The organism is Actinoplanes ianthinogenes (assembly GCF_018324205.1).
GTDB classification, from domain to species: Bacteria; Actinomycetota; Actinomycetes; order Mycobacteriales; family Micromonosporaceae; genus Actinoplanes; species Actinoplanes ianthinogenes.
Genome location: NZ_AP023356.1, coordinates 3,820,099 through 3,846,973, shown reverse-complemented (window position 1 = coordinate 3,846,973; position 26,875 = coordinate 3,820,099). Strand labels below are relative to the sequence as shown.

Genomic DNA, 26,875 nt, shown 5'->3' with positions numbered 1-26,875 from the left:
CCACTCCACGGTGAATCCAGCTAAAGATTTTCAGGATGAATTAGCGATACTTAATCGTGGACCAGGTGCAGCTGGAGACCTTCCAGGCCGTCGTGGAGCAGGGCAGTTTCGAGGGTGCGGCCCGGGTGCTGCACGTCACCCCGTCGGCGGTCAGCCAGCGGATCAAGGCACTGGAACGGGCGATCGGGCAGGTGCTGGTCCGCCGGGCCAAGCCGTGCACCGCGACGGTGGCGGGGGAGGCGCTGATCCGGTTCGCCGGGCAGGTCGCGCTCCTGGAGAAGGAGGCGCTCGACCAGGCGCGAGGTGGCACCCGGGTCTCGATCGTGGTGAACGCGGACTCGCTGAACACCTGGTTCCTGCCGGTGCTGACGCAAGTCCCGGCGGCCACCTTCGAGATACACACCGACGACCAGGACTACACCGCCGACCTGCTGCGGTCCGGGACCGCGATGGCGGCGGTGACCGCGGAGAACGTGGCGGTCCAGGGCTGCCGGGTCGAGCGGCTCGGCGCGATGCGCTACCTGGCGATCGCCGCACCGGGCCTGTCCTTCGAGTCGGCGCCGATGATCGTCTACAACCGCAAGGACCAGTTGCAGCATCGCTTCCTGGCGATGGTCGGCCGCCGTCCGCCGGAGCGGATCCACTACGTGCCGGCGGCCGCGGCCTTCAACGAGGCGATCCGGATCGGCCTGGGGTGGGGGACGGTGCCGGAGCAGAACGCGGAACCGCTGCTGGCCTCCGGGCAGTATGTCCAGATATTCCCGGGCGAGCATCTGGACATCCCGCTCTACTGGCAGTACTGGCGGATCGAGTCCGCTCTGCTGAACGAGCTGACGGCCGCCGTACGCACGGCGGCCGTCACCGCTTTGCGCTAGATCAGTCGTTGGCGTGCAGGGCGCTGTTCAGCTCGATGCCGGTGCCCTTGCGCGGGCGGGCCTCCAGGGCGCCGCTCACCGAGTTCCGCCAGAACAGGAGATTGTTCACACCGGACAGCTCGATGGCCTTCACCACACGGCCGTCGGGCAGCGCGATCTTCGACGCGGCGGTGATGTAGGTGCCGGCCTCGACCACGCAGTCGTCGCCGAGCGAGATGCCGACACCGGCGTTGGCGCCCAGCAGGCTGCGCTCGCCGATCCGCACCTTCTCCTTGCCCCCGCCGGAGAGGGTGCCCATGATCGACGAACCACCGCCGATGTCCGAGCCGTCGCCGACCACCACGCCCTGCACGATCCGGCCCTCGACCATCGAGGTGCCCAGCGTGCCGGCGTTGAAGTTGACGAATCCCTCCTGCATGATCGTCGTCCCCGGGGCCAGGTGGGCGCCGAGCCGGACCCGGTCCGCGTCGGCGATCCGGACGCCGCTGGGCGCGACGTAATCGGTCATCCGCGGGAACTTGTCGATGCCGTAGACGGCCAGGTGCCGGCCCGCGGCGCGCTCCAGGAAGCGCAGCTCGTCGACCCGATCCGGCGGGCAGGGGCCGGCCGAGGTCCAGGCCACGTTGGCCAGCAGGCCGAAGATGCCGTCCAGGTTCAGCTCGTTGGGCCGGACCAGGCGGTGCGAGAGCAGGTGCAGCCGCAGATACGCCTCGGCGGTGTCGGCGATCGGCTCGGCCAGCGACTTGGTCGTGGCGCGCACCTCGACGGTGGAGAGGCCGGGCAGCAGTTTCGGGCCGGTCAGGCCGGCCGGCAGCGCCGGCGCCTCGGCCGGCTCGTCGCCCAGGCCGAGGAATCCGGCCGGGAACCAGGCGTCGAGCACCTGCCCCTCGGCGGTGACGGTGGCGAGGCCGATGCCCCAGGCGGGCGAGGTCGAGATCGCGGTATCCACGAGAGGAACCCTACTAAAGCTCAGGGGTCCGGATCGGGTGCGTCCGGTGCTCGGGACGGCCTTGTATGGTGCGGTCATGGCCAACCCGCTGACCCCGGACGTGTTGGTCGACCCGGTCGAGCTGACTCGTGCCCTGGTCGACATCGAGTCCGTCTCCCGCGACGAGAAGGTGATCGCCGACTGTGTCGAGGACGTGCTGCGCCGGGCCGGGCACCTGACCGTCGAGCGCGTCGGCCACACCGTGATGGCGCGGACCGACCTGGGCCGTGGGCAGCGCGTGGTGCTGGCCGGTCACCTGGACACCGTGCCGATCAACGACAACTGGCCGTCCACCGTCGTCGACGATCTCATCTACGGCTGCGGGACGTCGGACATGAAGTCCGGGGTCGCGGTCGCGCTGCACCTGGCCGCCACGCTGCCCGAGCCGGCGTACGACGTGACCTACCTGTTCTACGAGGCCGAGGAGATCGAGTCCGAGTACAACGGGCTGAACCTGGTCTCGGCGTCGCACCCGGAGTGGCTCCGGGCCGACTTCGCGGTGCTGCTCGAACCGACGTACGGGGTGGTCGAGGCCGGCTGCCAGGGGACCATGCGGGCGTCGGTGCGGACCCGCGGGCGCCGCGCGCACACGGCCCGGGCCTGGCGCGGGGTGAACGCGATCCACGCCGCCGGCGAGGTGCTGCGCCGGCTGGAGGACTACCACCCGCGGACCGTGACGATCGACGGGTGTACGTACCGGGAGGGGCTGAACGCCGTACGGATCTCCGGCGGCGTGGCCGGCAACGTCGTCCCGGACGAGTGCGCGGTCGAGGTCAACCTGCGGTTCGCCCCGGACCGCTCGGAGCAGCAGGCGCTGGAGCACCTGCACGAGGTGTTCGACGGCTTCGACCTGGAGATCACCGACTCGGCTCCGGGCGCGCTGCCGGGGCTGTCCGCCCCGGCCGCCCGGGAGTTCCTCACCGCGGTCGGCGTGGCCCCGGCCGCGAAACTGGGCTGGACCGACGTGGCCCGGTTCGCGGCGCTGGGCATCCCGGCGCTCAATTACGGGCCGGGTGACCCGGCGCTGGCGCACGCCCCGGACGAGCACGTGGAGATCGGGCAGATCCGGGACGGCGCGGCCACGCTGCACCGCTGGCTGGCGGGGTAGCCCCCGGTCAGGCCTGCGGGACGGCCACCCGGCCGATGGCCCGTTGCGGGACCACGATCGGCAGGTCGGGGGGCGGGATCTCCATCGTCGTCTCCAGGTCGGCGACCGGTTCGTCGTGGCGGGCCGCGAACGCCATCCGGCGTTCCTCCACCACCAGCTGGATCCGCCGCTGCATGCGACGGTGCATCTTGAGGCGTTCGTAGCGATTCGTCACGGTGGCCGCCCTTTCACCGGGACACCCCGACTCGGGTGCCGTGCCTGCCGTGTGGACGCGGTTCGGTAACTGTATAGACGCGCCAGAGCTACCGTCCGTTGCTTCAATCTGGCAAAAAGGTCTCCGAGTCGCAATCCTCTTGCCGAAACGCAGCCCGTTATTCACCTCGTACTGACCGTCCGCACTACCTTGGACGCATGACGGAGAGCACCAACGGGCGACCGCCGGCCACGCCACAACGTCATCGAGGTGCGGTCACGCTGCGTCGAGAGGCAGTACCCCCCAGCACCGCTGATGAGAAGCTCCTCGATTCCCACCATCGCGGTGAGTGGAAGACCAAGGACGCCTGGCGCGCCCTGCGGATACTCTCCGAGTTCGTCGAGGGGTTCGACACCCTGGCCGACCTGCCGCCCGCGGTCAGCGTCTTCGGCTCGGCCCGCAGCGCGCTGGACAGCCCGGAGTGCGAGCTGGCCGCCGGCCTGGGCGCCGCGCTCGCCGAGGCGGGCTACGCGGTGATCACCGGTGGCGGGCCGGGCGTGATGGAGGCGGCGAACCGGGGCGCCACCGAGGCCGGCGGGATGTCCGTCGGGCTCGGCATCGAGCTCCCGTTCGAGCAGGGTCTCAACGACTGGGTCGACATCGGCATCGACTTCCGGTACTTCTTCGTCCGCAAGACCATGTTCGTCAAGTACGCGCAGGCGTTCGTGGTGCTGCCCGGCGGCTTCGGCACGCTGGACGAGCTGTTCGAGGCGATCACCCTGGTACAGACCCGGAAGGTGACCCGGTTCCCGGTGATCCTGATGGGCGTCGACTACTGGAGCGGCCTGCTCGACTGGATCAAACGGCGGATGCTCGACGACGGCAAGATCAGCGAGGCGGACCTGGAGCTGATCCAGACCACCGACGACGTCGCCGAGGCGGTCCGGATCATCGTGGACGCCGGGGCGGCGCAGGTGGCCTCCTGATGGCCGCGATCTGCGTGTTCTGCGCCTCGTCGGACACCCTGGAACAGCGCTGGCTCGACCTGGCCGAGGCGACCGGCCGGGCGCTCGGCGAGCGCGGGCACACCCTGGTCTCCGGCGGTGGCTGTGTCGGCATGATGGGCACCGTCGCCGACGGCGCCCGGGCCGGTGGCGCGCACACCCTCGGGATCATCCCGCAGTGCCTGGTCGACTGGGAGGTGGCCGACACCGCCTCGGACGAGCTGGTCGTCACCGCCGACATGGGCGCCCGGAAAAACGTGATGATCGAGCGGTCGGACGCCTTCCTCACCCTGCCCGGCGGCCTGGGCACGCTCGACGAGCTCTTCGAGGTGTGGACCACGGCGACGCTCGGCGTGCACCGCAAGCCGATCGTGCTGCTCGACCCGGACGGCTTCTACGACGGCCTGCTCACCTGGCTGAACAGCCTGGTCGGCACGAAGTTCGTCCGCGCCGGGGCGATGGAGACGGTGCTGGTGGCCCGCTCGATCCCGGACGCGCTGGACGCGATCGAGGCCGCGCTGGCGGGGTGACCTCCCGGAATCGTCGTACCGGCGTGCTCTCATAGATGCCGTGAGCACGCCGGCCCCCCTCTCCCCGGTGCGCCGGCCGGCCTATCGCCTGGTCCGGCGTCCGCGCCCGGCCGCGCCCGAGCTGCGCGCCGACCCGGTGCAGGCCCGGGTGGTGGCGCACACCACCGGACCGCTGCTGGTGCTCGGGGGGCCCGGCACCGGCAAGACCACGGCGCTGGTCGAGGCGGTCGCCGCCCGGATCGCCGAGGGTGTCGACCCGGAGCGGATCCTGGTGCTCACCTTCGGCCGCCGCGGCGCCGCCGCGCTCCGCGACCGGATCGAGGCGCGGGTCGCCGACGACCCCGGTCGGATCGTGCACGAGCCGCTGGTGCGGACCTTCCATGCGTACGCGTTCGGGTTGCTCCGCCGGGCCGCCGCCGAGCGCGGCGAGCCCGCTCCCCGCCTACTCACCGGTCCCGAGCAGGACCTGATCATCCGCGAGCTGCTCGCCGTGGTGGAGGACCCGGAGGCCGCCGACACCATCGGCTGGCCGGAGTCGCTGCGCCCGGCCCTGCCCACCCGCGCCTTCGCCCAGCAGCTGCGCGACCTGATGCAGCGTGCCGCCGAGCGCGGCGTCGGCGCGATCGAGCTGGCGCGCTACGCGGCCCGGCTGGGCCGCGACGACTGGGCCGCCGCCGCCCGCTTCCTCGACGAATATGTGGCGGTCCTCTCCCTCCGCGACGCCACCACCCGTGGCTCGGTGGCCTACGACCCGGCCGAGCTGGTCCGGGCCGCCTCCGGCCTGCTCGCCGACGAGCCGGACCTGCTCGCCGCCGAGCGCCGCCGCCTGGCCCATGTGTTCGTCGACGAGCTGGCCGAGACCGACCCGGCCCAGGTCGACCTGCTCGCCCAGGTCGCCGGCGGCGGCAAGCCGCTGGTCGCCTTCGCCGACCCGGACTCGTCGATCTTCGGCTTCCGCGGTGCCGACCCGGAGGTGGTGACCGGCTTCCCGGCTCGCTTCCGCACCCCGGCCGGCGCCCCCGCCGAGACGATCACCCTGCACACCAACTACCGGGCCGCCCCGGCCCTGCTCACCGCGACGTCCGGGGTGGCCCGCCGGATGCGCGGCCCGTTCGCCCACCGCCCGATGTTCCCCCCGCCCCCGCCGGACGCCGAGCCGACCCCGGGCGCCGAGCCCGCCCCGGCCGCCGTGCCCGAACAAGCTGCCGGGCCGAGCGCTGGTGCCGGGCCGGCCACGGCTGCCGGGCCCGCGTCAGCCGCCGGGTCTGTCCCGGAGGCCGCGCCCTCCGAGACGGTGACCGGGGACGAGATCTCGCCGTTCGGGCCGGTCGCCGAGGCGGTGGTGCGCACCTTCCGGTCGCCCGCCGCCGAGACCGCGTTCATCGCGCACGCCCTTCGCGAGGCGCACCTGCTCTTCGGCGTGCCCTGGTCGCGGATGGCGGTGCTGATGCGGTCCGCCACGCTTCAGCAGCCCTCGGTGCAGCGGGCGCTGACCGCCGCCGGCGTGCCGACCGTGATCCACGCCGAGGACCTGCCGCTGCACCTGCAACCCGCGGTCGCCCCGTTCCTGTTGCTGCTGCGCTGTGCGCTGGAGCCGGAGGTGCTCGACGAGGAGGCGGCCGTCGCGCTGCTGCACTCGCCGCTGGGCGGCGCCGACCCGCTCGCCGAGCGCCGGCTGCGCCAGGGCCTGCGGGCGCTCGCGGTGGCCGCCGGCGACCGGCGACCCTCCGGCGAGCTGTTGGTCGACGCGGTCCGCGACCCGGCCGGCCTGGACCTGGTGGAGCGCCGCTGGGCCCGCCCGGCACAGACCATCGCCCGCCTGCTCACCGTGGCCCGCACCGCCGCGTCCGAGCCCGGCGCCTCCGCCGAGGAGGTGCTCTGGACGGTCTGGCGAGCGAGCGGCCTGGCCGACCGGTGGTATGCGATGAGCACCGGAAACCTCCGGATCACCGACCCCGCGCAGGCCGCCCGCGCCCGCCAGTGGCGCGCCGAGGCCGCCGACCGGGACCTGGACGCCATGGTGGTGCTCTTCGACGCGGCCGCGCGGTTCGTCGACCGGCTGCCCGGCGCCGGTGTCCGCGTCTTCCTCGACCATGTGCTCGGCCAGGATCTCCCGGCCGACACCATCGCCCCGAGCGCCGACCGCGGCGAGGCGGTCCGCCTGCTCACCGTCCATGCGGCGAAAGGCCTGGAGTGGGACGTCGTGGTCCTCGCCGGCGTACAGGAGGGCATCTGGCCCGACCTGCGCCTGCGCGGCAGCCTGCTCGGTTCGGAACGCCTGGTCGACGCCGTCGCCGGTCGCCCCGCGTCCGGCTCGGAGGCGATCGTGGCCGAGACGTCCGCCCTGCTCGACGAGGAGCGCCGCCTCTTCTACGTGGCCACCACGCGCGCCCGCCGCCGCCTGGTGGTCACCGCGGTCGCCTCCGCCAGCGCCGGCGGCGCGGCGATCGAGGAGCAACCCAGCCGCTTCCTGACCGAGCTGGCCGCCGCCCGCCCCCAGCCGGGCCCGCCCGGCGACGACCCGGACGCCGGCACCCCGCCCCCGCCGGAGCCCCCGAGCCCGGACGACGACGGTCCCGACGGCGGCATCCCGCTGCCACCCGAGCTGACCGACCCCTACGACCCCGGTCCTGCCGGCGCCCCCGGTCCTGCCGGCGCCCCCGGTCCCGCCGGCGACCCCGGCCCTGCCGGCGACCCCGGTCCCGCCGGCGATTCGGGCGATGCCGCCGACTCGGGCCACACCGTCAACGCGGCCTCCACCGTCAAACCCGGCCAAACGGACACCACTCACGGCCTCGGCCCCGCGGATCCGGCCCCGCCCGCCGACGACGCCGGCCACGCCGCCTACGACGCTGGCCACGCCTACGACGCCGGCCACGCCTACGACGCCGGCCACGCCTACGACGCCGGCCACGCCTACGACGCCGGCCACGCCGCCGACGACCCCGGCCCCGCTGGCCCCGCCGACGCCGACCCCGGCCCCGCCGACCCCGGGCACGGCGACGACCAGCCGGACGACGAGCCCGCCCCCGACGAGGAACTCCCCGTCGGCCGGGCGCCCCGAGCCCTCACCCTGGCCGCACTGGTCGCCGAGTTGCGTACCGTAGTCGTCTCCGCCGCGGAAACCCCCGCCCGCCGCCGCGCCGCGGCCGCCGAACTCGCCCGCCTCGCGTCCGCCGGCGTGCCCGGCGCCCATCCGGACGAGTGGTGGGGCCTGCGCCCGCTCTCCGACGACCGCCCGCTGGTCGACGACGGCGACCCGGTCAAGGTCACCCCGTCCGCGATGGAGAGCGCCCTCCGATGCAGCCTGCGCTGGCTGCTCGAACGCCACGGCGGCGCGGCCCCGGCCGGACCCGCGCAGGGCATCGGCAACCTGGTGCACGCCGCCGCCATGCTCGCCGAGGACGCCCACGCCGACCGGGAGAAACTGGTCGAGTACGTCTCCGCCCGCTTCGACTCGATCGAGCTGGCCGCCCGCTGGATGGCCGGTCCCGAGCAGGAGCGCGCCCAGGCCATGGTGGACAAGCTGCTGCGCTGGCTGGCGGCGAACCCGCGGCGGCTGCTGGCGATCGAGCACGAGTTCACCGTCCGGCTGGAGGACGAGCAGCGCCCGATCCAGCTCACCGGCCGGGTCGACCGGCTGGAGATCGACGAGGCCGGCCGGCTCGTGGTGATCGACCTCAAGACCGGCAAGTCCACCGCGCTCTCCGCCGACGTGGCGGAGAATCCGCAGCTCGCCGGCTATCAGGCGGCGGTCGACGCGGGCGCGTTCGGTGACTTCGGCACGGACAGCGGCGGCGCCGCCCTGGTCCAGCTCGGCCCGGGCAAGGACGCCCGCGAGCAGATGCAGGTGCCGATCACCGAGGCCACCGACCCGCAGTGGGCCTACCAGATGGTCCGTCGCACCGCCGACACGATGGCCGCCGCCACCTTCTCCGCGGTGGCGAACAGCCGTTGCCGGGTCTGCCCGGTCCGCACCAGCTGCCCGATCTCCGGAAAGGGCCGGCAGGTCGTGGAACCACCGAAGGATCAGCCATGAGAGCAGACGCCGGCCCCCGCTTCACGCCGGTCGAGCTGGCCCGCCTGCTGCGCCTCCCGCCGCCCACCGACGAGCAGGCCGCGATCATCGCGCACCCGGTGAAACCGCTGCTGGTGGTGGCCGGGGCGGGCTCCGGCAAGACCGAGACCATGGCGTCGAGGGTGGTCTGGCTGGTCGCCAACGGGTACGCCCACCCCGGCGAGATCCTCGGCCTCACCTTCACCCGCAAGGCGGCCGGCGAGCTGGCCCACCGGGTCCGCACCCGGCTCGGCCAGCTGACCCGCCGCCTGGGTCGGGACGAGGCCCTGGCCGGCGAGGCCACCATCTCCACCTACCACTCGTACGCGGCCCGGGTGGTCACCGAGCACGGCCTGCGCGGCGGTTTCGAGCCGTCCGCCCGGCTGCTCACCGAGGCGGCCCGCTGGCAGATCGTGGATTCGCTGGTCCGGGCGTACACCGGGGAGATGACCGGGCTGAACCGGGCGCCCGGCACGGTCACCGACGACGTCCTCGCGCTCTCCGCCGAGCTCGCCGAGCACCTGAAGTCGCCGGACGACCTGGCCGCCTGGACCGGCCGGTTCTTCGCCGAGGTGCAGTCCTTCCCCGGGCGGATGTACAGGGATGTCACCGAAATGCTCCGCCGGCAGCAGCACCGGCTCACCTTGCTGCCCCTGGTCCGCCTCTACGAGAAACGCAAACTCGACCTGGAGGCGATGGACTTCGGCGACCAGATGGCCCGCGCCGCGCTGGTCGCCCGGGACCATCCCGAGGTGGGCCGGATCGAGCGGGGCCGGTTCAAGGTGGTCCTGCTCGACGAGTACCAGGACACCAGCCACGCCCAGGTCACGATGCTGAACAACCTGTTCGGCGGCGGGCACCCGGTGACCGCGGTGGGCGACCCGTGCCAGTCGATCTACGGCTGGCGGGGCGCGTCGGCGGGCACGCTGGAACGGTTCCCCGGCGAGTTCCCGGACGCCGCGGGCCGCCCGGCCTGGGTGCAGAGCCTGACCCGGAGCTGGCGCAACCGCCCGGAGATCCTCCAGGTGGCGAACGTGCTGTCCGCCCCGCTGCGAGCCCAGGTCGGGACGCTGCAACCGGCGGATCGGGTGGCCGAGGCGGTGGGCGGGCGGACGGTCAGTTGTGCGCTGCTCACGACGTACGCCGAAGAGGCCTCGTGGATCGCGGACTCGATGCTGACCGCCTGGCGCCTGGTCGCCGGCATGCCGAAGGCATTGCCGGAGGAGATTCCCCTGGACCTGCGCCCGACCAGCGCGGTCCTGGTCCGGGTGCGCAGCCAGATCCCGGTGATCGAGGAGGCGCTGCGCGCCCGCGGCCTGCCGGTCGAGGTGGTCGGGCTGGGCGGCCTGCTGGACACCCCCGAGGTCCGGGACGTGGTGTGCACGCTGCGGGTGCTCGCCGACCCGACCGACGGCGCGGCCCTGCTGCGGCTGCTCACCGGCGCCCGCTGGCGGATCGGCCCGCGTGACCTGGTCGCCCTGCACCGCCGGGCCCGCGCGCTGGCGGCCGACCGGGCGGCGCGGCACGCCGAGACGGCCGGGGACCCGGACGAGGTGATGGCCGACCGGCTCGACGACGCCACGCTGATCGAGGCGATGGCCGACCTGGGCAGCCCCCATCAGTATTCGGTCGAGGGCTTCGCCCGGCTGGCCGCCTACAGCCGGGAGCTGGGCGCCCTCCGGCAGCGTCTGGACCAGCCGCTGCCGGACCTGCTGGCGGACATCGAGCGGACCGTCGGGCTGGACGTCGAGGTCGCGATCCGCGGCTGGGCGGCCGGTGACGCCGGTCTGGCCCGCGGCCACCTGGACGCGCTCGGCGAGGCCGCCACCCGTTACGTCAGTGAGAACGAGACCAGCACGCTCGGCGGTTTCCTCGCCTTCCTGGCCGCCGCCGAGGAGGAGGAGCGCGGACTCGAGCCGGGCCAGGTCGAGGTGGCCGAGGGCGCCGTGCAGATTCTCACCGCGCACGCCGCCAAGGGTCTGGAGTGGGACGTCGTCTCGGTCGCCGGCCTGTGCCGCGGCGTCTGGCCGGGCCTGGTCCGCGGCTCCGACCACTATCTCGGCGGCATCGGCGTGCTGCCGTTCCCGCTGCGTGGCGACGCGTCCGGGCTGCCCGAGCTGGATCTCGACGACGCGGTCGACCAGAAGGACGTGAACAACGCGCTCGGCGAGTTCGCCCGCGCCTGGCGGGAGCACGACGAGCGCGAGGAGCGCCGCCTGGCCTACGTCGCGGTGACCCGCCCGCGCCGCCTCTTGCTCTGCTCCGGCTACTGGTGGGGCGACGGCGTGAAACGCCCGCGCGGCCCGTCGGTCTTCCTCGACGAGATCCGCGCGACCTGCGACGCGGGCGCCGGCGTGGTGACCACCTGGGCCCCCGAGCCGGCCCCGGGCGAGACCAACCCGAGCGAGGAGCTGGTGGCCACCGCCGAGTGGCCGGCCGATCCGCTGGGCCTGCGCCGCCCGGCGATGGCCGCGGCCGCCGACCTGATCCGCCGCATGATCGCCAACCCGGACGCCTCCGCGGCCGAGGCCTTCGCCGACCTCGCGACGGCCCATCCCGAGGTCGCGGCCCGTGCCGGCCTGGCGGCCGACCTGGCCGGTCTGGCACCCTCCGGTTCGCTCCCGGCCGCTTCCTCCCCGGACCGCCCTCTTTCGGTACGCCCAGAGCCCGCCCTCGAAGCCGCCCCCTCGGCGCCCTCCGGGCCCGAAGCCACACCCCGGGCGCCCGAAGTCGCGCCTGGACCTGGGCCCGGAGCCGCGCCGGAGGCCGCGCCTGGACTCGAGCCCGGAGCCGTGCCCGGAGTTCCGCCGGAAGCCACACCTGGAGCCGCCCCGGAAGCCGTGCCCGCGTTCGACCGGGACTCCCTGCTGGCCGCCGCGATCGCCGCCGACCGGGTCACCGCCGTCGTCGACCCGGACATCGCCCGCTGGCGCCGCGAGGCCCAGCTCCTGCTCGCCGAGCGCGCCGAACGCACCCGCCGGGACGGCCCGATCGAGGTCGCCCTGCCCCCGCACCTCTCGGTCTCCCAGCTGGTCGTCCTCCGCCGCGACCCGCAGTCCCTGGCCCGCTCGCTGCGCCGCCCGCTCCCGCAGCGCCCGGCCCCGCACGCCCGCCGCGGCACCGCCTTCCACGTCTGGCTGGAGCAGCGGTTCGGCGCGGCCCGCCTGATCGACATCGACGAGCTGCCCGGCGCCGCCGACGACCAGGCGGTCGGCGACGAGGAGCTGGCCGCGTTGCAGGAGGCGTTCCTGACCGGCGAGTGGGCCGATCGCACCCCGATCGACGTGGAGGTCCCGTTCGCCACCACGGTCGGCGGCGTGGTGATCCGCGGCCGGATGGACGCGGTCTTCGCCGACCCGGGCGACCGCTTCGACGTGATCGACTGGAAGACCGGCCGCCGCCCCACCGGCGCCGCCGCCGAGGCCGCCGCCGTGCAGCTCTCCGCTTATCGGATCGCCTGGGCCACCCTGGCCGGCGTCCCGATCACCCGGGTCCGTGCCGGCTTCCACTATGTCCGCGAGCAGGTCACCGTCCGCCCCACCGACCTGATGGACACGGCGTCGCTGACCGCCCTGATCACCGAGATCCCGGAAGAGGCCCTTTAGGCCGCGCTGCGTAACGGCGATCCTGGCGCCGGTTTCCCGATCAGACGGGACGGGCCGGCTCGCCCTGGGCCCCGGCGGCGCCGAGCAGGTGCAGCAACGCTGCCGCGTAAGCCTCCTCCGCCGAGTCACCCGGAAAATCCAGCGTCTCCCCGAGCAGCTCGATCCGCGCCCGGAAACCGGTGGCGTCCCGATCGAGTGACCGGAACGTCCCGCCGAGCAACTCCCGCAGCTGGTCCTCCCGCGGCAGCCAGATGGTCTCCTCGATCTCCACGTCGTCGAGGGCCCACTCGGTGGTCCCGTTGAAGCCGATGATCCGGCCCTCCGGCCGGTCGTGCACCTGGATCGTCATGTTGCTGAGCACGAACATCTCGTCGTCGAGGTCCCGGTCGGGGATGGCGAACCGGTCGCCGAGCCGGGGCTTCCAGATCAGTCCGGCCGCCTTGAGCTGCCGCGCCTTCTGCATGCCGAGCACTTTTTGACCTCCGTACCCGTGATAGGCTCACCAGCGTTGTCAGTTTGGTTCCCAAGTACTCAGGAGCGCCTGTGGGGAAGTCTGCCCCAGGCGCTCTTTGTCGTAACCCGGGTTTCTCCGGTACGGGCGATCAGTACGGCGACACGAGCCCCGCAGAATGCGGGTCTTATTACCTCGTTCTCGTCCAGAATGGGCGGAGAACGATCGACCGTCGAGGAGACGATCATGGTTACCGGCGTAGTGAAGTGGTTCAACGCGGACAAGGGCTTCGGATTCATCACCCCTGACGACGGCGGCGCCGACGTCTTCGCCCACTTCTCCGCGATCCAGATGTCGGGCTACCGCAGCCTGGAGGAGAACCAGCGGGTTGAGTTCGAGGTGACCCAGGGCCAGAAGGGCCCGCAGGCCGCGAACATCCGTTCCGTCTGATTCACGCCCTCGTCAGCGGCCGCCGCACGGCGGCTGCCGGCAGCGCGTGACAAAGTGCCGTACCCGATGGGTGCGGCACTTTGCTGTTTCCGGGCCGGGAGCAACGGACCCGCGATCGGCGGCACGACGAAAGGCTCCGGGCACGCCCGGAGCCTTCAGCGATCTTTTTCGGTCAGACAGCCGCGGCCGGGCGGGGAAGCGGCGCGGTGCCGCCGAGGTGCGCGGGGAGCCACCAGCGGTCGTCCTCGGACGCCGGCTTCTCCGGGTAGGCCCGCTGGACCGCGTCGAGCAGCGAGCTCAGCCGCTGCTTGAGCGTCGCGGTGACCGCCTCGGCGGTCGCGCCCTCGGGGAACGGGATCGCCTCGCCGATCTTGATGAGGACCGGCACGTGGCGCTTGGTCAGCTCCTTCTTGCGCCCCTTGGTCCAGAGCCGGTGCGGGCCCCACACCGCCATCGGGATCAGCGGGACGCCGGCCTCCTGCGCCATCCGCGCGGCGCCGGTCTTGAGCTCCTTGACGGTGAACGACTCGCTGATCGTCGCCTCCGGGAAGACGCCGACCACCTCGCCGCGCTCCAGCGCCGTGGTGGCCTCGCGGAACGCGCCGGTGCCCGCCTTGCGGTCGACCGGGATGTGCCGCATGCCGCGCATCAGCGGGCCACTGATCTTGTGGTCGAAGACCGATTTCTTCGCCATGAAGCGCACCAGCCGCTTGGCGGGCTGGGCGCCCAGGCCGCAGAAGATGAAGTCGAGGTAACTCGAGTGGTTGCTGGCGAGGACCGCCCCGCCGGTGCTCGGGATGTGCTCGCCGCCCTCGACCTCGATCTTGAGGTCGAGCACGCGGAACATCGTCTTGGCCAAGGCGACGACCGGGGGATACACCAGTTCCATGGCAGCACGGTAGCGGACATTTCTGGGAAACGACTGGGTCGGGGGCACTTTCGCAGGTGCGTTTCGGCGCTTGCCGGAGCCGTGGTGTTCACTGGTGGGCATGTCCGAGCCGCAGCAGCCGCCGCCTGTCTGGTCCCGGCCGGGCGGGACGTGGTCGTCGGGCACGGTGACCGCTTCCGGCGTGCCGTCGCTGGTGCCGCCTCCGCCCCCGCCGGACCCGCCGGTGGCGCCCGCGCGGACCGGTCCCGAGCAGCGCCGCCGGCAGTTGCTGATCTTCGGCGGGATCGCCGGCCTGATCCTGGCGGGCGGCCTGGTCGTGCTGCTGGTGCTGACCTTCAGCGGGACCGCCAACCCGTTCCGGGACAGGGCGTCCGCGCCCACCGACGTCCGCCCGCCGCTGGCCCAGGCCTGCCCGGCGCCGACGTCGTCACCGAGCGAGCAGGCCACCCGTCCGCCGGCCGCGCTGCCCCCGGTCACCGGCCCGCGGACCGTCGACAAGGACGCCGGCATCTCCTACCGCAAATACGGCGCACCCTGGATCACCTGGGACGAGGTGTGGCGGGCCGGCACCCTCGAGGTGCCCTACAAGGTGGGCCAGCACTTCGTCACCGAGACCTACAGCGGCGGGCAGTACCACGCCTCGATCCTGTCCGCGGCGGTTCCGGCCGCCGACAACGACGCGGTGACGCTGGACCTCGAGTGCGTGGGCCGGCAGGTCGCCGCCGACGTCCGCGCCGAGTACTACCCGCAGCCGAACACGCTGGACCAGATCCGCGACGAGCTGACCACGCTGGGCGGCCGCCCGGCCTACGTGAGCGAGTTCCGCCTGCACTTCAAGGCCGACGGGCTGAGCGCCACCGAGGAGTTCTCCGGCGTCGCGGTCATCGACGTCGGCAAGACCACGGCCGCCGTCCTCTACGTCTCGATCCCCGGCACCCACAAGCAGTTCGACTACGTCGTCGAGGACGTTCTGAACTCCGTTCGCCCCCTGTGAGCAAGAAACGCCATTTTCGGTACGCGCTGGGCGTACCGAAAATGGCGAATCTCAGGATGAAGCGGACCCGTCAGCTGCCGGTCAGGCCCCAGCGCCTGCGCAGGGCGTTGTCGGCGAAGTTGAAGAGCTGGTCGATCAGGATGCCGATGACCAGCACCACCAGGATGTAACTGATCACCAGCTGGGTGTCGGTCAGGTCGCGGGCGTTCTGCATGCGCACGCCGATCGAGACCGTGCCGGGCACGATGACCAGCAGCTCACCGGCCATCAGGCTGCGCCAGGAGAACGCCCAGCCCTGCTTGAGCCCGGAGACGAAGCTGGGCAGCGACGCCGGCAGGATCAGGTGCCGGTACCGGGAGAGGCCCTTCATGCCCATCACCTGGCCCACCCGCAGCCAGGTACGCGGCACGTAGTCGATGCCGCTGATCAGGCCGTTGGCCACCGACGGCGCGGCGCCGATGACGACCACGAACATGATCGCCTGCTCGCCGAGCTGGAACAGCAGGATGGCGAGCGGGAACCACATGATCGACGGCATCGTCTGGAGGCCGGTGATCAGCGAGCCGATCGCGGCCCGCAGCGGCGCGAACCGGGACACCGCCGCGCCGACGACCGTGCCGATCGCCACCGCCAGCGCGAACCCGGTGATCGCCCGGGTCATGGTCAGCCGCACGCCGCCCCAGAAGTCCGCCGTGGTGACCAGGTCCTTGAGCGTGGTGAAGACGTCGAGGGGGGACGGGAAGACGTAGGCCGGCTTCCACTCGGCCAGGTAGACCGCCTGCCACACGACGATCACGATGGCGATCGCCAGCAGTTTCGGCCAGGCGCTGTTCCAGACCCGCAGGCCGAGCCGGCCCTTGTCCGGTTTCGGGTCGCGCTCGAGCGCGTCCAGACCCCGGACCTCCTCGTCACTCAACGTCTTGATCTTCTGCGGAACCGGGCCGATGCCCTCGTCCCCGGCCAGGCCGTCCAGGCCGGCGCGGGCGCCCGCGTACTTCATCGGGGCGGGTGGTTCAGCTGGCATGACGGGCAACCTCCGCGCGGAGCCGGTCGGTGATCTCGCCGGCCTGGGCGGAGACCTCGGGGGAATCGATGCGCCGCGGGCGCGGATGCTTGATCGGGAAGTCCTCGATCACCCGGCCGGGCCGGCTGCTCAGCAGGATCACCCGGTCGCCGAGGCGGACCGCCTCGCGCACGTTGTGGGTCACGAAGAGCACGGTCAGCTCCTGCTCGCGCCAGATCCGCTCCAGCTCGTCGTGCAGGATGTCCCGGGTCATCGCGTCGAGCGCGCCGAACGGCTCGTCCATCAGCAGGATGTCGGCGTCCTGGGCGAGTGCCCGGGCCAGCGCCACGCGCTGGCGCATGCCGCCGGAGAGCTCGTGCGGCCGCTTGTCGCCGAAGCCGCCCAGCCGGACGATCTCCAGCAGCTCGCTCGCCCGCTTCTTGCGCTCGGCCTTGCCGACGCCCTCGAGCCGCAGCGGCAGCTCGACGTTGCCGGAGACGGAGAGCCAGGGGAAGAGCGCGGCCTCCTGGAACATCAGCGCGACCTTGCGCCCGCCGGTGTCCAGGGTGCCGCCGCTGATCCGGTCGAGGCCGGCCACCAGCGAGAGCAGCGTGCTCTTGCCGCAGCCGGACGCGCCCAGCAGGCAGACGAACTCGCCCTGCCGGACGTCCAGGGACACGCGGTCGAGGGCGAGCAGAGCATTGCTCCCCGAACCGTACGTCTTGGAGACGTTCTCGATGCGTACCACCGACTCGGTGGTGACATTGGTGGTGTCGAGGATGCTCATGCTCGTACTCGCCCTCCCGTCAGTCCGTCAGGATGCCGCGGCGTCGCTGACCGCGGTCTGCCCGCTCGCCTGGAGCAGCTCGTTCAGCGGGCCGAGGTCGTAGATGCCCTTCAGGTCGACCGGCTTGAGCAGGCCGACCTCCTCCGCGTGCTTGGCGCTGGTGTACAGCGACGACGCGATCGGGTCGTTGGTGAACTTGAGGTTCTTGAACGCCGAGGCGAGGATCTCGGGCTTGAGCGCCTTGCCGGTCAGCTTCTCGATCTGGGCGTTCGCTGCGGTCTGTGCGTCGGCGTTGTTGTCGTTGATGTACTTGACCGCCGCGAGGTGCCCCTGGAGCAGCTTCTTGACCGTGCCGGGGTACTCCTTGAGGAACTTCTGGCTGACGATCAGGTGCGTGGTGACGAACTGCTCGTTCGGCCACAGGGTCTTCTCGTCGACCAGCAGCTTGCCCTTGGACTCCAGCAGCATCTTGCTCAGGTTCGGCTCCGGCACCCAGGCGCCGTCGATCGCGCCCTGGGCGAACGCCTGCACCGCGGTCGCGTTGTCCTGCGGCAGGATCGAGACGTCGCCGCCGCCGTTGGTGTCGGCGTTGAGGCCGTTCTCCTTCAGCCAGGCGCGCAGCGCGACGTCCTGGGTGTTGCCCAGCTGCGGGGTGGCGATCTTCTTGCCCTTGAGGTCGGCCGGGCTGTTGATGCCCTCCTTGACCACCAGGCCGGCGCCGCCGGAGGTGCTGCCCGCGATGATCTTCAGGGCCTGGCCGTTGGACTTGGCCCAGCCGTTGATCGCCGGGTTCGGGCCGATGTAGGTGGCGTCGATCGCGCCGGAGAGCAGCGCCTCGAGCGCGGCCGGGCCGGCGTTGAAGGTCTGGGTGGTCAGCTCGGTGCCGGTCAGGGCGTCCTTGAACAGGCCCTTGTTGACGCCGACCAGGGCCGGGGCGTGGGTGATGTTCGGGAAGTAACCCAGCTTCAGGGTCTTCGACTCGGCCGCCGCACCCGCCGGGGTGTCGGCCTTCTTGCTGTCGTCGTCGGATGATCCGCAGGCGGCCAGCGCGGTCGTCGCCGCAACGGCGGCGGTGGCAAGGGCGAACGCACGAAGGGTGCGGGAGCGCATGCTCAGGACTCCTAGTTCTGCTTTATGGAGGTGGTGGAGAGTTCGGCCAGGGTCCGGTGATCGACCACGCCCTCGATGGCCGCTTCGACGGCGATCCACACGTCGTGCAGTGCGGTCGCCGCGCCGTGATAGGTCGCGGTGGCGGTGGGGAGGCCGCGGACCGTGGTGAGCGCGCCGCCGACGGCGCGGACCACGTCCCCGACGGTGATCTCCTCGGCCGCGCGGGCCAGGGCGTACCCGCCGTCCACGCCACGGTGGCTGTGCAGCAGCCCCGCCCGGCGCAGGTCGAGCAGGATGCCCTGCAAGAAGCTCAGCGGGATGTCCTGCGCGGCCGCCAGCCCGGCGGCCTTGACCAGACGCGGATGCGCCGCGGTGACGGCGAGCATGGCGCGGACGGCATAGTCCGTGCGTGCCGAGACGTACACGGCGGGCACCCTCCCCACGGATCAAACTTCGTTAAATCTATCTGTTGGATGGGAATACTGGATCAGATGGGTTTGGTGCGTCAAGTGGACGACCGGATGACGGGACTCGGCCGGACCGCCACACGTAGTCGCGCGGGTGGTCACGCAGCGCGCTAATGTCACCTGGTGGCGTCCAGAATCCAGATCCCCGCGACGAAATATCCGGTTGAACGGTTCACCCTCGCCAACGGTCTGCGGGTGGTCCTGTCACCCGATCGCAGCGCCCCGGTCGTCGGTGTCGCCGTCGTCTACGACGTGGGGATCCGCAGCGAACCGGAGGGCCGGACCGGCTTCGCGCACCTCTTCGAGCACCTGATGTTCCAGGGCTCGGAAAATCTGGAGAAACTCGCCCATTTCCGGCACGTGCAGGGCGCCGGCGGCAGCTTCAACGGCTCCACCCACCTGGACTACACCGACTACTTCGAGGTGCTGCCGGCCGGCGCGCTGGAGCGGGCGCTGTTCCTCGAGGCCGACCGGATGCGCGGCCCCCGCCTCACCGAGGAGAACCTGCGCAACCAGGTCGACGTGGTCAAGGAGGAGATCCGGGTCAACGTGCTGAACCGGCCGTACGGTGGCTTCCCCTGGCTGAAGCTCCCGCCGGTGATGTTCAAGACGTTCCCGAACGCCCACGACGGCTACGGCTCGTTCGAGGACCTGGAGAGCGCCACCGTCGAGGACGCGCAGGGCTTCTTCGACCGCTACTACGCCTGCGGCAACGCGGTGCTCTCGGTGGCCGGTGACTTCGACGTGGCGGAGGCGACCGCGCTGATCGAGCGGCACTTCGGCGACGTGCCGGCCCGGCCCGCCCCGGTGCTGCCCGCGTTCGACGAGCCCGGGCTGGACGGCGAGCGCCGGGAGTCGTACACCGACCGCATCGCCCCGCTGCCGGCGGTCGCCGCGGGTTACCGGGTGCCCGACCCGATCGGCGCCTTCGACGCGTACCTCCCGTTCTCGGTCCTGGCCGAGGTGCTCACCGACGGCGACGCGTCCCGCCTGGTGGAGCGCCTGGTCCAGCGCGACCGCACGGTCACCAACATCGGTGGCTACCTGGGCTTCATGGGCGACGAGTATCAGGTGCGCAACCCGACGGCGCTGCTGCTCCAGGCGCACATGCCGCCCGGCGGCGACGCCGGCAAGGTGCTGCGCACCGTCGACGAGGAGCTGGACCGCCTGGTCGCCGACGGCCTCAAGCCCGGCGAGCTGGAGCGCACCCAGGCACGGATGGCCGCCCGCCTGTTGCAGGGCACCGACGAGGTGCTCGGCCGGGCCCTGCCGATGGCCGTGCTGGAGCTCCAGCGTGGCCGTCCGGGCCTGCTCAACGAGCTGCCCAAACTGATCAGCGAGGTCACCGCGGAGCAGATCGTGACCGCCGCCGCCACCCTGCGGCCCGAGAGCCGTGCCGTCGTCGAAGTTCTCCCCGGAGCCGGATCGTGACCAAGACCCTGCCGGACCTCATTCCGGACACCGAGCTGACCCTTCCCCCGCAGGCCGAGCGCAAGCTGGCGAACGGGCTGACCGTGATCGCCATCCGCCGCGCCGCGGTGCCGCTGGTCGAGGTGCGCCTGCGCATCCCGTTCGGCCGGGCCCCGCTGGCCCCGGCCACCCTGCTCTCCCAGGCGCTGTTCACCGGCACCGGCACGATGTCGATGCTCGACATCGCCGCCGAGCTCCAAGCGGTCGGCGGCAGCCTGGCCGCCGGGCTCGACCCGGACCGGCTCCAGATCAGCGGCAACGCGCTCGCCGACGGCCTGTCCCGCACGCTGGAGATCCTGGCCGGGGTGCTGACCGGCGCCGCCTACCCGGGCGAGGAGGTGGTCACCGAGCGGGAGCGCCTGGTCGACAACATCCAGGTCGCCCTCAGCCAGCCGTCGCACCTGGCCCGGGTCGCGCTGCTCAAGCGGATGTACGCGACCCACCCGTACGCGGTGCAGACCCCGGCTCCCCAGGACGTCCGCGCGGTCGAGCCGGAGGCCCTGCGCGAGCTGCACGCCGACCGGGTCCGCCCGGGCGGCGCCATCCTGGTCCTGGTCGGCGACATCGACCCGGAGCAGGCCATCGACGTGGCGGAGAAAACCCTCGGCGGCTGGACCGGCGAGGCCCGGGACGGCGACATCCCGCCCACCCCGGCCTTGCAGACCGGCCCGCTGCTGCTCGTCGACCGGCCCGGCTCGGTGCAGTCCTCGCTGCGGATCGCGCTGCCCGCGCTGACCCGCACCGACCCGGACTACGCCGCGCTCACCCTGGGCAACCTGGTCTTCGGCGGTTACTTCTCGTCCCGCTGGGTGGAGAACATCCGGGAGGACAAGGGTTACACCTACGGCTCCCACTCGGTCGTCGAGCACTTCGCGGCCGGCTCGGCCCTGCTCGCCGCGGCCGACGTGGCCACCGAGGTGACCGGCCCGTCGCTGCTCGAGACGACCTATGAGCTGGGTCGCATCGCCAGCCTCCCGCCCGGCGAGGAGGAGCTGGAGCAGGCCCGGCGGTACGCCCTCGGCACCCTCCGGCTGGGCATGTCCACCCAGGCCGGGCTGGCCGGGCTGGCCAGTGTCTACGCCGGGTTCGGCCTGCGCCTCGACCACCTGCGTGAGCACTCGGCCGCACTGGCCGCCGCCACTCGCGAGCAGGTCGCCGAGGTCGCCGCCAGGCACCTGGCCCCGTCCCGGGCGGTGACCGTGGTGCTCGGCGACGCGGACAAGATCGAGGCCCAGCTGACCGCCCTGACCGCGGTGGAGCGCAGCGCGCAGTGACCAGCACCGAGCAGCCCGAGCAGCCCGACCTCGGCGGCGAGCAGCCCGGCACCCCGCCGCTGGCCCGCACCACCCTGGACCGCGCGGCCGAGCACCGCAAGGACGAGGCCTGGCTGGCCGCGGCCTGGACCCGCGGGCAGGTGCTCGTGGTGGACCTGGCCACGGGCGGCCGGGCGCTGGTCACCGACCGGGCCGACGGCGGCGCCGCGCTGGTCCTGGTGCCCGCCGCCGAGGCGCCCGACGCGGAGCGCTGGTTCCTCGGCGTGGACCCCGACGGCACCCCGCTCTGGACCATGGACGCCGCCCTGCCGGAGACCACGGGGGCCCGGGCGGTGACCCTGCGGGACATCGGTCACCTGCTCGACGACCGGGACGCCGGCCTGTTCACCGCGGCCGCCGCGCTGGCCAACTGGCACGCCAGCCACCAGTTCTCACCGCGTACCGGCAAGCCGACGGTCGCGGTGGAGGCCGGCTGGGCGCGCGCCGACCCGGACGGCCGGCTGATGTGGCCGCGGACCGACCCGGCGATGATCGTGGTGGTGCACGACGGCGTCGCCGGCCCGGCCGGTCGCTGCCTGCTCGGGCACAACGCGGCCTGGGGACGCGGGGCGGACGGGCTGACCCGCTTCTCCTGCCTGGCAGGTTACGTCGAGCCCGGCGAGTCCGCCGAGGCCGCGGTGGCCCGCGAGGTGCGCGAGGAGGTGGGCATCCGCCTCCGCTCGCTGACCTACCAGGGCAGCCAGTCCTGGCCCTACCCCGGCTCGCTGATGCTGGGCTTCCTGGCCACCGCCGACGCGACCCAGCCGCTGCGGCTCGATCCGGAGGAGATCGACGAGGCGCACTGGTTTTCCCGGGACGACATCGCCAAGATGATTGCCGGCGGTTTCGTGCACCCGGAGACCGGTGTCCCGATGAGCCTGCCGATGCGTTCCTCGATCGCTTTCTACCTGATCGAGAAGTGGCTCGGCGGTAGTGTTCAAGATCACGTTTAAACAGCTGATCAGAGAATTTCTCGTTTAGCAGGCAACCTGGATACCGTCCCGGTGCGTCAAGACTTACAAAGACGAGAGGGGATCCGATGACCCAGGTGGAAGCGCCGGCGTGGACGCCGATGTCCGCGGAGGAGCGGGAGGCGTTCGACCGCGACGGTTACATCGTCGTGCCGTCGGTGCTGAGTGAGAGCGAGATCGAGGTCGGGCGGGCCGCGATCCTGGGGTATTACGAGAAGGCCAAGAGCACGGGCGAGCTCAGCGCGACCGGTGCCCTGCACCGCCTGTCGCCGGTGAACTACGTGCCCGAGCTGGCCTTCCTGCTCGACCACCCCAAGGCTTTCAAATACATCTGGTCGCTGCTCGGGTGGAACGTTCACGTCTACCACTCGCACATCGACGTCCACCCGCAGCTGCACGAGCAGCAGAAGCAGTGGTGGCACTGGCACCAGGACGGCGGCCGGCAGAACCGGGAGATCGAGACCGACCCGCGCCCGATGCTCTCGGTGAAGCTGGCGTACTGGTTCTCCGACGTCAGCGAGACCGGCCGGGGCAACTTCACCGTGCTGCCCGGCAGCCACAAGACCAACTGGCTGCCCGGCCCGCCGAGCCGTGGCGTTCCGTGGCCGCAGCCCGAGGGCGCCGTCCAGATCACCGCGAACCCGGGTGACCTGGTCGTCTTCGACCGCCGCATTTGGCACGCCCGGTCGGACAACTACTCCGACATCACCCGCGTCGGCGCGTTCTTCGGATACACCCCGCGCTGGATCGCCATCCGCGACGAGGTCGCCGACCTGCCGGGCAAGCCCGAGTGGGCGTCCATGACCGAGGTGCAGAAGCAGCTCCTCGGTGGGTTCGGCAAGGGTGACGGTGACCACCAGTGGGGCCACTACCCGGAGACCACGCCGCTCTACGGCGCGCTCAAGGAGCGGGGCCTGCTCGATTCGAGCATCCCGGCCCTGATCCCGTGACGATCTGAGCACCGAAAAAAGGGCCGTCCGGGAGGACGGCCCTTTTTCGTGCTTGCGGGGATCAGGCGGAGATCGCGGCCAGGTGCTGCTTGACCTGGACGATCGACGGGTTGGTCAGCGCCGAGCCGTCGTCGAACTTGAGCGTGGGCACCGTCTGGTTGCCGCCGTTCACGCTGCGGACGAACGCGGCCGAGGCCTCGTCCTGCTCGATGTCCACGACGTCGTAGGCGATGCCCTCGCGGTCGAGCTGGCTCTTGAGCCGGTGGCAATACCCACACCAGGACGTCGAGTACATGGTCAGCATCGGTCAAGGCTCCTTCGAGACAGGTCACACGGTGGTGCGGCTGAAAAGCACAACACCTCGCGGGGGTGTCATGATTCCCTACCGTGCGGACTGAATCGGTGCTGGCCGGGCTCGACCCGGATCAGCGTACGGCGGTGACGGCCCCGGCCGGTCCGGTCTGCATCCTGGCCGGCGCCGGGACCGGCAAGACCAGGGCGATCACCCACCGGATCGCGCACCGGACCCTCTCCGGCGAGATCAACCCGCGGCACGTGCTCGCGGTCACCTTCACCGCCCGGGCCGCCGCCGAGATGCGCGCCCGGCTCACCGCGCTCGGCGCCGGCGCGGTGCAGGCCCGCACCTTCCACGCCGCCGCCCTGCGCCAGGTGCGCTACTTCTCGGCCCGCCTGCTCGAGGGCCGGGGCATGCCGGAGCTGATGGAGAGCAAGATCCGGGTGGTCGGCCTGGCCGCCGCCCGGGCCGGGGTGCGCGCCGACCGGGCGATCGCCCGCGACCTGGCCAGTGAGATCGAGTGGGCCAAGTCGTCCCTCGTCGAGCCGTCCGAGTACGCCGTCGCCGCCGCCAAGGCGCTCCGTGAGCCCCCGTTCGAGCCGGCCCGGGTGGCCGAGGTGTTCGCCGCCTACGAGTCGCTCAAACGCCGTCAGGGCGTGATCGACTTCGAGGACCTGCTGCGCGCCGCGGTCTGGGGCATCGAGGAGCACGGCGACGTCGCCGACCAGATCCGGGCGCAGTACCGGCACTTCGTGGTCGACGAGTACCAGGACGTCAACCCGCTCCAGCAGCGCCTGCTGGAGGCCTGGCTGGGCGACCGGGACGACCTCACCGTGGTCGGCGACGCCAGCCAGACGATCTATTCGTTCACCGGCGCCACCTCGTCGTACCTGATCGACTTCCCGCGCCGCTGGCGGGGCGCCGTGGTGGTCCGCCTGGTCCGTGACTACCGCTCCACCCCGCAGGTGGTCGGCCTGGCCAACGCGGTGATCCGGCAGGCCCGCGGCACCGAGGCGAAACTGCGGCTGGAGCTGGAGGGGCAGCGCCCGTCCGGGCCGGAGCCGACGCTCAAGGTCTTCCCGGACGAGCCGGGCGAGGCGAACGCGGTGGCCCGCCGGTGCCGGGAGCTGATCGCGTCCGGCACGCCGGCCAGCGAGATCGCGGTGCTCTTCCGGACGAACGCGCAGTCCGAGTCGTACGAGGAGGCGCTCGCCGAGGCCCAGGTGCCGTACGTGGTCCGCGGCGCCGAACGGTTCTTCGAGCGCGCCGAGGTACGCCAGGCCATGGTCGCCCTGCGCGCCGCCGTGCGGTCCATCCCCGGCGAGACCCCGCTGGTCGAGGCGGTCGTCGAGGGGCTGTCCGCGACCGGCTGGAACCGTTCGGCCCCACCGGCCGGCGGTGCCGCCCGGGAGCAGTGGGAGGCGCTCGCCGCCCTGGTCACCCTCGCCGAGGAGTACGCCGCGGAGCCGGAGATCCTGCCGATCGGCGACGCCGGCCGGGTGCAGCGGGCGGTCACCCTCGCCGCGTTCAACGAGGAGCTCGCCCGTCGCGCTGAGCAGCAGCACGCGCCGACGGTGGCCGGTGTCACCCTGGCCTCGCTGCACTCCGCCAAGGGCCTGGAGTGGGACGCCGTGTTCCTGGTCGGGCTCGCGGACGGGACGCTGCCCACGACGTACGCGAAAACCGCCGACCAGCTGGAGGAGGAGCGCCGCCTGCTGTACGTCGGGGTGACCCGGGCCCGCCAGCTGCTCTGGCTCTCCCTCGGGCAGTCCCGGGCGCCGGGCGGCCGGGCCCGCCGGCCGTGCCGTTTCCTGCCGCAGCTGGACCGGGCCGGCGCGGGTGCCGTCCGGCCGACCGGCGAGCGGAGTCAGAAAACCGACCGTCGCCCGCCGAAGGTGTCCTCCTGCCGGGTCTGCGGGGCGACCCTGCTGGCCGGCGCCGACCGGAAACTGGGCCGCTGCCCGACCTGCCCCTCGGACATGGACGAGGACCTTTTCCAGCGTTTGCAGCAGTGGCGGGCGAGCACCGCCGCGGAGCTGAAAGTTCCTGCTTACGTGGTGTTCACCGATGCCACCCTGGTCGCCGTCGCGGAACGCCGCCCGACCGATCCTGCCCAGTTGCTGGCGATCGCCGGAATAGGCGCGCGGAAGCTGGGCCAGTACGGCGACGCCGTCTTCGCGTTGGTGGGCGGCGCGAGCCCCGATGATCTTGGCCGAAAAAACTTTGAAAACTAGTCCGTTAATTCGTTTGCCCTCCCGTGTAGGGCAGGCATAGCCTCAGGACACACCTTGCCGGGGGACCGTCCCGGGCGAGATCAAACTACGAGCGCAGTTTTACGGAGGAGGTGGCACCGATGAGGATCAACACCATGCTGATGCGTTCGGCGCTGCTGCCGTCTGTCTGCGCTCCGTCCGCTTCGCTGCCTGCCACCGCCGCTCCGTCGGCGCTGCTGGCCGCTGAGCGGGTCCTGGCTCCGCAGGCGCACCAGGTCGTCGTCCCGTCCCAGGCCGAGCTGGGCAAATGGGCGGTCGAGCAGGTGCTCGCGGGCGGCATCAAGGGCAGCACTGGCACCAATGGCACCACTGGGTTCACGGGCAACGACATCTCCAGCAAGCGTTACACGGATGGTGACGGCGCCCCGCCTCGAGGACGGCCGGTCTGACAGACCAGACCTCCGGCTCACCTCGAGGCCGCGGAACCCGTAACCGGGATCCGCGGCCTTAATTTTTTGCCGGCTCACCAAGCCGGTGCACGACCCCGGAAACACGATCCATGAGATCGAAGAGAAGAGAGAGGTGACCGGGCTTTATGAGTCTGGCGCTGGCCCCGATCGACATCACCGTCGAGCTCGAGGCAAACCTGCCCTGTCGGAAGTTCGACCCGGACCTGTGGTTCTCCGACTCCCCGGCCCAGCTGGAGCTGGCCAAGTCGCTCTGCGGGGACTGCCCGCTGCGCGTCGAGTGCCTCGCCGGCGCGGTGGAGCGGAGCGAGCCCTGGGGCGTCTGGGGCGGCGAGATCTTTGAGCGCGGCGCCGTGGTTCCGCGCAAGCGGCCCCGTGGCCGTCCGCGTAAGGCCGACGTCGCTCGCGACGCCGAGCTGGCCGTCGAGGTCGAGGAGCGGCTCGCCGCCAACGGTCTCGACTCGCGCAGCAGCGTTCGGCTGGCGGCCTGAGATGACCGACGTGACCCTCCCCACCGAAGTGCGAAAGCCGAGCACCGAAACCGTGCGTCCGAATGGAGCCATCAAAGTGAGACTCATCCAAGAAGCGTTGTCGAGGGCTCGAATGCGTCGGCCTCAGAGTGACCGTGCACCTGAGGCTTACCGTTCCGCCCGTCGCATTGCCATGGAAGGCCGCAAGCAGGCCG

At 72.1% G+C, this 26,875-nt stretch carries 24 protein-coding genes; 15 read left to right on the top strand and 9 right to left on the bottom strand.

The window, feature by feature from the left end; translation table 11 throughout:
- Positions 1–53: 53 nt before the first annotated feature.
- A complete protein-coding gene (locus tag Aiant_RS17170) occupies positions 54–875 on the top strand; it encodes a LysR family transcriptional regulator ArgP (protein ID WP_189328945.1) in 822 nt (273 codons plus the stop codon).
- A gap of 1 nt (position 876) precedes the next feature.
- Here Aiant_RS17170 and dapD read toward each other — a convergent pair whose 3' ends face one another.
- Complete coding sequence (dapD, locus tag Aiant_RS17165) at positions 877–1,824, bottom strand: 2,3,4,5-tetrahydropyridine-2,6-dicarboxylate N-succinyltransferase (RefSeq protein ID WP_189328547.1); 948 nt, start codon at positions 1,822–1,824, stop codon at positions 877–879.
- A 76-nt stretch (positions 1,825–1,900) separates the two neighbouring features.
- On the opposite strand from dapD, the gene dapE reads away from it, so the two are divergent.
- Positions 1,901–2,971: a succinyl-diaminopimelate desuccinylase gene (gene dapE, locus Aiant_RS17160; protein ID WP_189328548.1), complete on the top strand. Its 1,071-nt coding sequence runs from the start codon at positions 1,901–1,903 to the stop codon at positions 2,969–2,971.
- Positions 2,972–2,978: 7 nt separating this feature from the next.
- On the opposite strand, the gene Aiant_RS17155 is transcribed toward dapE, so the two are convergent.
- Positions 2,979–3,185 carry a hypothetical protein gene (locus Aiant_RS17155; RefSeq protein ID WP_189328549.1) on the bottom strand — a complete coding sequence of 69 codons (207 nt, stop codon included), beginning with the start codon at positions 3,183–3,185 and terminating at the stop codon, positions 2,979–2,981.
- A gap of 197 nt (positions 3,186–3,382) precedes the next feature.
- Here Aiant_RS17155 and Aiant_RS17150 point away from each other — a divergent pair, with 197 nt between their 5' ends.
- The 4 genes from Aiant_RS17150 to Aiant_RS17135 are packed head-to-tail and all read left to right on the top strand — an operon-like array spanning position 3,383 to position 12,360.
- On the top strand, positions 3,383–4,150 hold the full coding sequence (locus tag Aiant_RS17150) for an LOG family protein (RefSeq protein ID WP_189328550.1): 768 nt from the start codon (positions 3,383–3,385) through the stop codon (positions 4,148–4,150).
- The gene (locus tag Aiant_RS17145; protein ID WP_189328551.1) at positions 4,150–4,698 is read left to right on the top strand and encodes an LOG family protein; all 549 of its coding nucleotides are present in this window, start codon (positions 4,150–4,152) and stop codon (positions 4,696–4,698) included. Before Aiant_RS17150 ends, Aiant_RS17145 begins: the two co-directional genes overlap by 1 nt.
- A gap of 40 nt (positions 4,699–4,738) precedes the next feature.
- A complete protein-coding gene (locus Aiant_RS17140; protein WP_189328552.1) occupies positions 4,739–8,737 on the top strand; it encodes an ATP-dependent helicase in 3,999 nt (1,332 codons plus the stop codon).
- A complete protein-coding gene (locus Aiant_RS17135; protein ID WP_189328553.1) occupies positions 8,734–12,360 on the top strand; it encodes a UvrD-helicase domain-containing protein in 3,627 nt (1,208 codons plus the stop codon). The genes Aiant_RS17140 and Aiant_RS17135 overlap by 4 nt, the downstream gene beginning before the upstream one ends.
- A gap of 40 nt (positions 12,361–12,400) precedes the next feature.
- On the opposite strand, the gene Aiant_RS17130 is transcribed toward Aiant_RS17135, so the two are convergent.
- Positions 12,401–12,823, bottom strand: a complete 423-nt coding sequence (locus Aiant_RS17130; RefSeq protein ID WP_229829816.1) for a pilus assembly protein CpaE — start codon at positions 12,821–12,823, stop codon at positions 12,401–12,403.
- Between the two features lie 234 nt (positions 12,824–13,057).
- Between Aiant_RS17130 and cspE the strand changes: the two genes are divergently transcribed.
- Positions 13,058–13,261, top strand: a complete 204-nt coding sequence (gene cspE, locus Aiant_RS17125) for a transcription antiterminator/RNA stability regulator CspE (protein ID WP_014447450.1) — start codon at positions 13,058–13,060, stop codon at positions 13,259–13,261.
- 172 nt (positions 13,262–13,433) lie between these two features.
- Here the strand turns inward: cspE and Aiant_RS17120 are convergent, their stop codons facing one another.
- A complete protein-coding gene (locus tag Aiant_RS17120; RefSeq protein ID WP_189328555.1) occupies positions 13,434–14,150 on the bottom strand; it encodes a lysophospholipid acyltransferase family protein in 717 nt (238 codons plus the stop codon).
- A gap of 100 nt (positions 14,151–14,250) precedes the next feature.
- Here Aiant_RS17120 and Aiant_RS17115 point away from each other — a divergent pair, with 100 nt between their 5' ends.
- On the top strand, positions 14,251–15,144 hold the full coding sequence (locus Aiant_RS17115) for a hypothetical protein (RefSeq protein WP_189328556.1): 894 nt from the start codon (positions 14,251–14,253) through the stop codon (positions 15,142–15,144).
- Between the two features lie 70 nt (positions 15,145–15,214).
- On the opposite strand, the gene Aiant_RS17110 is transcribed toward Aiant_RS17115, so the two are convergent.
- Genes Aiant_RS17110 through Aiant_RS17095 form a run of 4 tightly spaced genes read right to left on the bottom strand, consistent with a single transcriptional unit; the run spans position 15,215 to position 18,469 of the window.
- Positions 15,215–16,168 carry an ABC transporter permease gene (locus tag Aiant_RS17110; protein ID WP_229829817.1) on the bottom strand — a complete coding sequence of 318 codons (954 nt, stop codon included), beginning with the start codon at positions 16,166–16,168 and terminating at the stop codon, positions 15,215–15,217.
- Entirely contained in the window at positions 16,158–16,934 is a 777-nt protein-coding gene (locus Aiant_RS17105) for an ABC transporter ATP-binding protein (RefSeq protein WP_189328557.1), read from the bottom strand. The genes Aiant_RS17110 and Aiant_RS17105 overlap by 11 nt, the downstream gene beginning before the upstream one ends.
- Positions 16,935–16,961: 27 nt before the next feature.
- A complete protein-coding gene (locus Aiant_RS17100; RefSeq protein WP_189328558.1) occupies positions 16,962–18,044 on the bottom strand; it encodes an ABC transporter substrate-binding protein in 1,083 nt (360 codons plus the stop codon).
- Between the two features lie 11 nt (positions 18,045–18,055).
- Entirely contained in the window at positions 18,056–18,469 is a 414-nt protein-coding gene (locus Aiant_RS17095; protein WP_122981176.1) for an RrF2 family transcriptional regulator, read from the bottom strand.
- 165 nt (positions 18,470–18,634) lie between these two features.
- On the opposite strand from Aiant_RS17095, the gene Aiant_RS17090 reads away from it, so the two are divergent.
- The 4 genes from Aiant_RS17090 to Aiant_RS17075 all read left to right on the top strand — a co-directional run bounded on the left by Aiant_RS17090 (position 18,635) and on the right by Aiant_RS17075 (position 23,215).
- Positions 18,635–19,942 (top strand): M16 family metallopeptidase, encoded by a 1,308-nt coding sequence (locus Aiant_RS17090; protein WP_189328559.1) that lies wholly within the window; start codon positions 18,635–18,637, stop codon positions 19,940–19,942.
- Positions 19,936–21,255, top strand: coding sequence for a M16 family metallopeptidase (locus tag Aiant_RS17085; RefSeq protein WP_189328947.1), 1,320 nt, complete (start codon positions 19,936–19,938; stop codon positions 21,253–21,255). Before Aiant_RS17090 ends, Aiant_RS17085 begins: the two co-directional genes overlap by 7 nt.
- Positions 21,252–22,247 carry an NAD(+) diphosphatase gene (nudC, locus tag Aiant_RS17080; RefSeq protein WP_189328560.1) on the top strand — a complete coding sequence of 332 codons (996 nt, stop codon included), beginning with the start codon at positions 21,252–21,254 and terminating at the stop codon, positions 22,245–22,247. Before Aiant_RS17085 ends, nudC begins: the two co-directional genes overlap by 4 nt.
- An 86-nt stretch (positions 22,248–22,333) precedes the next feature.
- Positions 22,334–23,215 carry a phytanoyl-CoA dioxygenase family protein gene (locus tag Aiant_RS17075; RefSeq protein ID WP_189328561.1) on the top strand — a complete coding sequence of 294 codons (882 nt, stop codon included), beginning with the start codon at positions 22,334–22,336 and terminating at the stop codon, positions 23,213–23,215.
- 61 nt (positions 23,216–23,276) lie between these two features.
- Here Aiant_RS17075 and Aiant_RS17070 read toward each other — a convergent pair whose 3' ends face one another.
- A complete protein-coding gene (locus Aiant_RS17070) occupies positions 23,277–23,519 on the bottom strand; it encodes a mycoredoxin (protein ID WP_189328562.1) in 243 nt (80 codons plus the stop codon).
- An 83-nt stretch (positions 23,520–23,602) separates the two neighbouring features.
- On the opposite strand from Aiant_RS17070, the gene Aiant_RS17065 reads away from it, so the two are divergent.
- From Aiant_RS17065 to Aiant_RS17055, 3 genes are all read left to right on the top strand, one after another.
- Positions 23,603–25,744 (top strand): ATP-dependent DNA helicase UvrD2, encoded by a 2,142-nt coding sequence (locus Aiant_RS17065; RefSeq protein ID WP_189328563.1) that lies wholly within the window; start codon positions 23,603–23,605, stop codon positions 25,742–25,744.
- Positions 25,745–25,863: 119 nt separating this feature from the next.
- Entirely contained in the window at positions 25,864–26,172 is a 309-nt protein-coding gene (locus tag Aiant_RS17060) for a hypothetical protein (RefSeq protein WP_189328564.1), read from the top strand.
- Positions 26,173–26,318: 146 nt separating this feature from the next.
- Complete coding sequence (locus Aiant_RS17055) at positions 26,319–26,681, top strand: WhiB family transcriptional regulator (RefSeq protein WP_189328565.1); 363 nt, start codon at positions 26,319–26,321, stop codon at positions 26,679–26,681.
- Positions 26,682–26,875: the final 194 nt, after the last annotated feature.

Excerpts from the sequence above, each read along its gene's own strand:
- dapE (WP_189328548.1), top strand. The coding sequence starts at position 1,901 with ATGGCCAACCCGCTGACCCCGGACGTGTTGGTCGACCCGGTCGAGCTG.
- Aiant_RS17150 (WP_189328550.1), top strand. The coding sequence starts at position 3,383 with ATGACGGAGAGCACCAACGGGCGACCGCCGGCCACGCCACAACGTCAT.
- Aiant_RS17145 (WP_189328551.1), top strand. The coding sequence starts at position 4,150 with ATGGCCGCGATCTGCGTGTTCTGCGCCTCGTCGGACACCCTGGAACAG.
- Aiant_RS17135 (WP_189328553.1), top strand. The coding sequence starts at position 8,734 with ATGAGAGCAGACGCCGGCCCCCGCTTCACGCCGGTCGAGCTGGCCCGC.
- Aiant_RS17130 (WP_229829816.1), bottom strand. The coding sequence starts at position 12,823 with ATGCAGAAGGCGCGGCAGCTCAAGGCGGCCGGACTGATCTGGAAGCCC.
- cspE (WP_014447450.1), top strand. The coding sequence starts at position 13,058 with ATGGTTACCGGCGTAGTGAAGTGGTTCAACGCGGACAAGGGCTTCGGA.
- Aiant_RS17120 (WP_189328555.1), bottom strand. The coding sequence starts at position 14,150 with ATGGAACTGGTGTATCCCCCGGTCGTCGCCTTGGCCAAGACGATGTTC.
- Aiant_RS17115 (WP_189328556.1), top strand. The coding sequence starts at position 14,251 with ATGTCCGAGCCGCAGCAGCCGCCGCCTGTCTGGTCCCGGCCGGGCGGG.
- Aiant_RS17110 (WP_229829817.1), bottom strand. The coding sequence starts at position 16,168 with ATGCCAGCTGAACCACCCGCCCCGATGAAGTACGCGGGCGCCCGCGCC.
- Aiant_RS17105 (WP_189328557.1), bottom strand. The coding sequence starts at position 16,934 with ATGAGCATCCTCGACACCACCAATGTCACCACCGAGTCGGTGGTACGC.
- Aiant_RS17100 (WP_189328558.1), bottom strand. The coding sequence starts at position 18,044 with ATGCGCTCCCGCACCCTTCGTGCGTTCGCCCTTGCCACCGCCGCCGTT.
- Aiant_RS17075 (WP_189328561.1), top strand. The coding sequence starts at position 22,334 with ATGACCCAGGTGGAAGCGCCGGCGTGGACGCCGATGTCCGCGGAGGAG.
- Aiant_RS17070 (WP_189328562.1), bottom strand. The coding sequence starts at position 23,519 with ATGCTGACCATGTACTCGACGTCCTGGTGTGGGTATTGCCACCGGCTC.
- Aiant_RS17060 (WP_189328564.1), top strand. The coding sequence starts at position 25,864 with ATGAGGATCAACACCATGCTGATGCGTTCGGCGCTGCTGCCGTCTGTC.
- Aiant_RS17055 (WP_189328565.1), top strand. The coding sequence starts at position 26,319 with ATGAGTCTGGCGCTGGCCCCGATCGACATCACCGTCGAGCTCGAGGCA.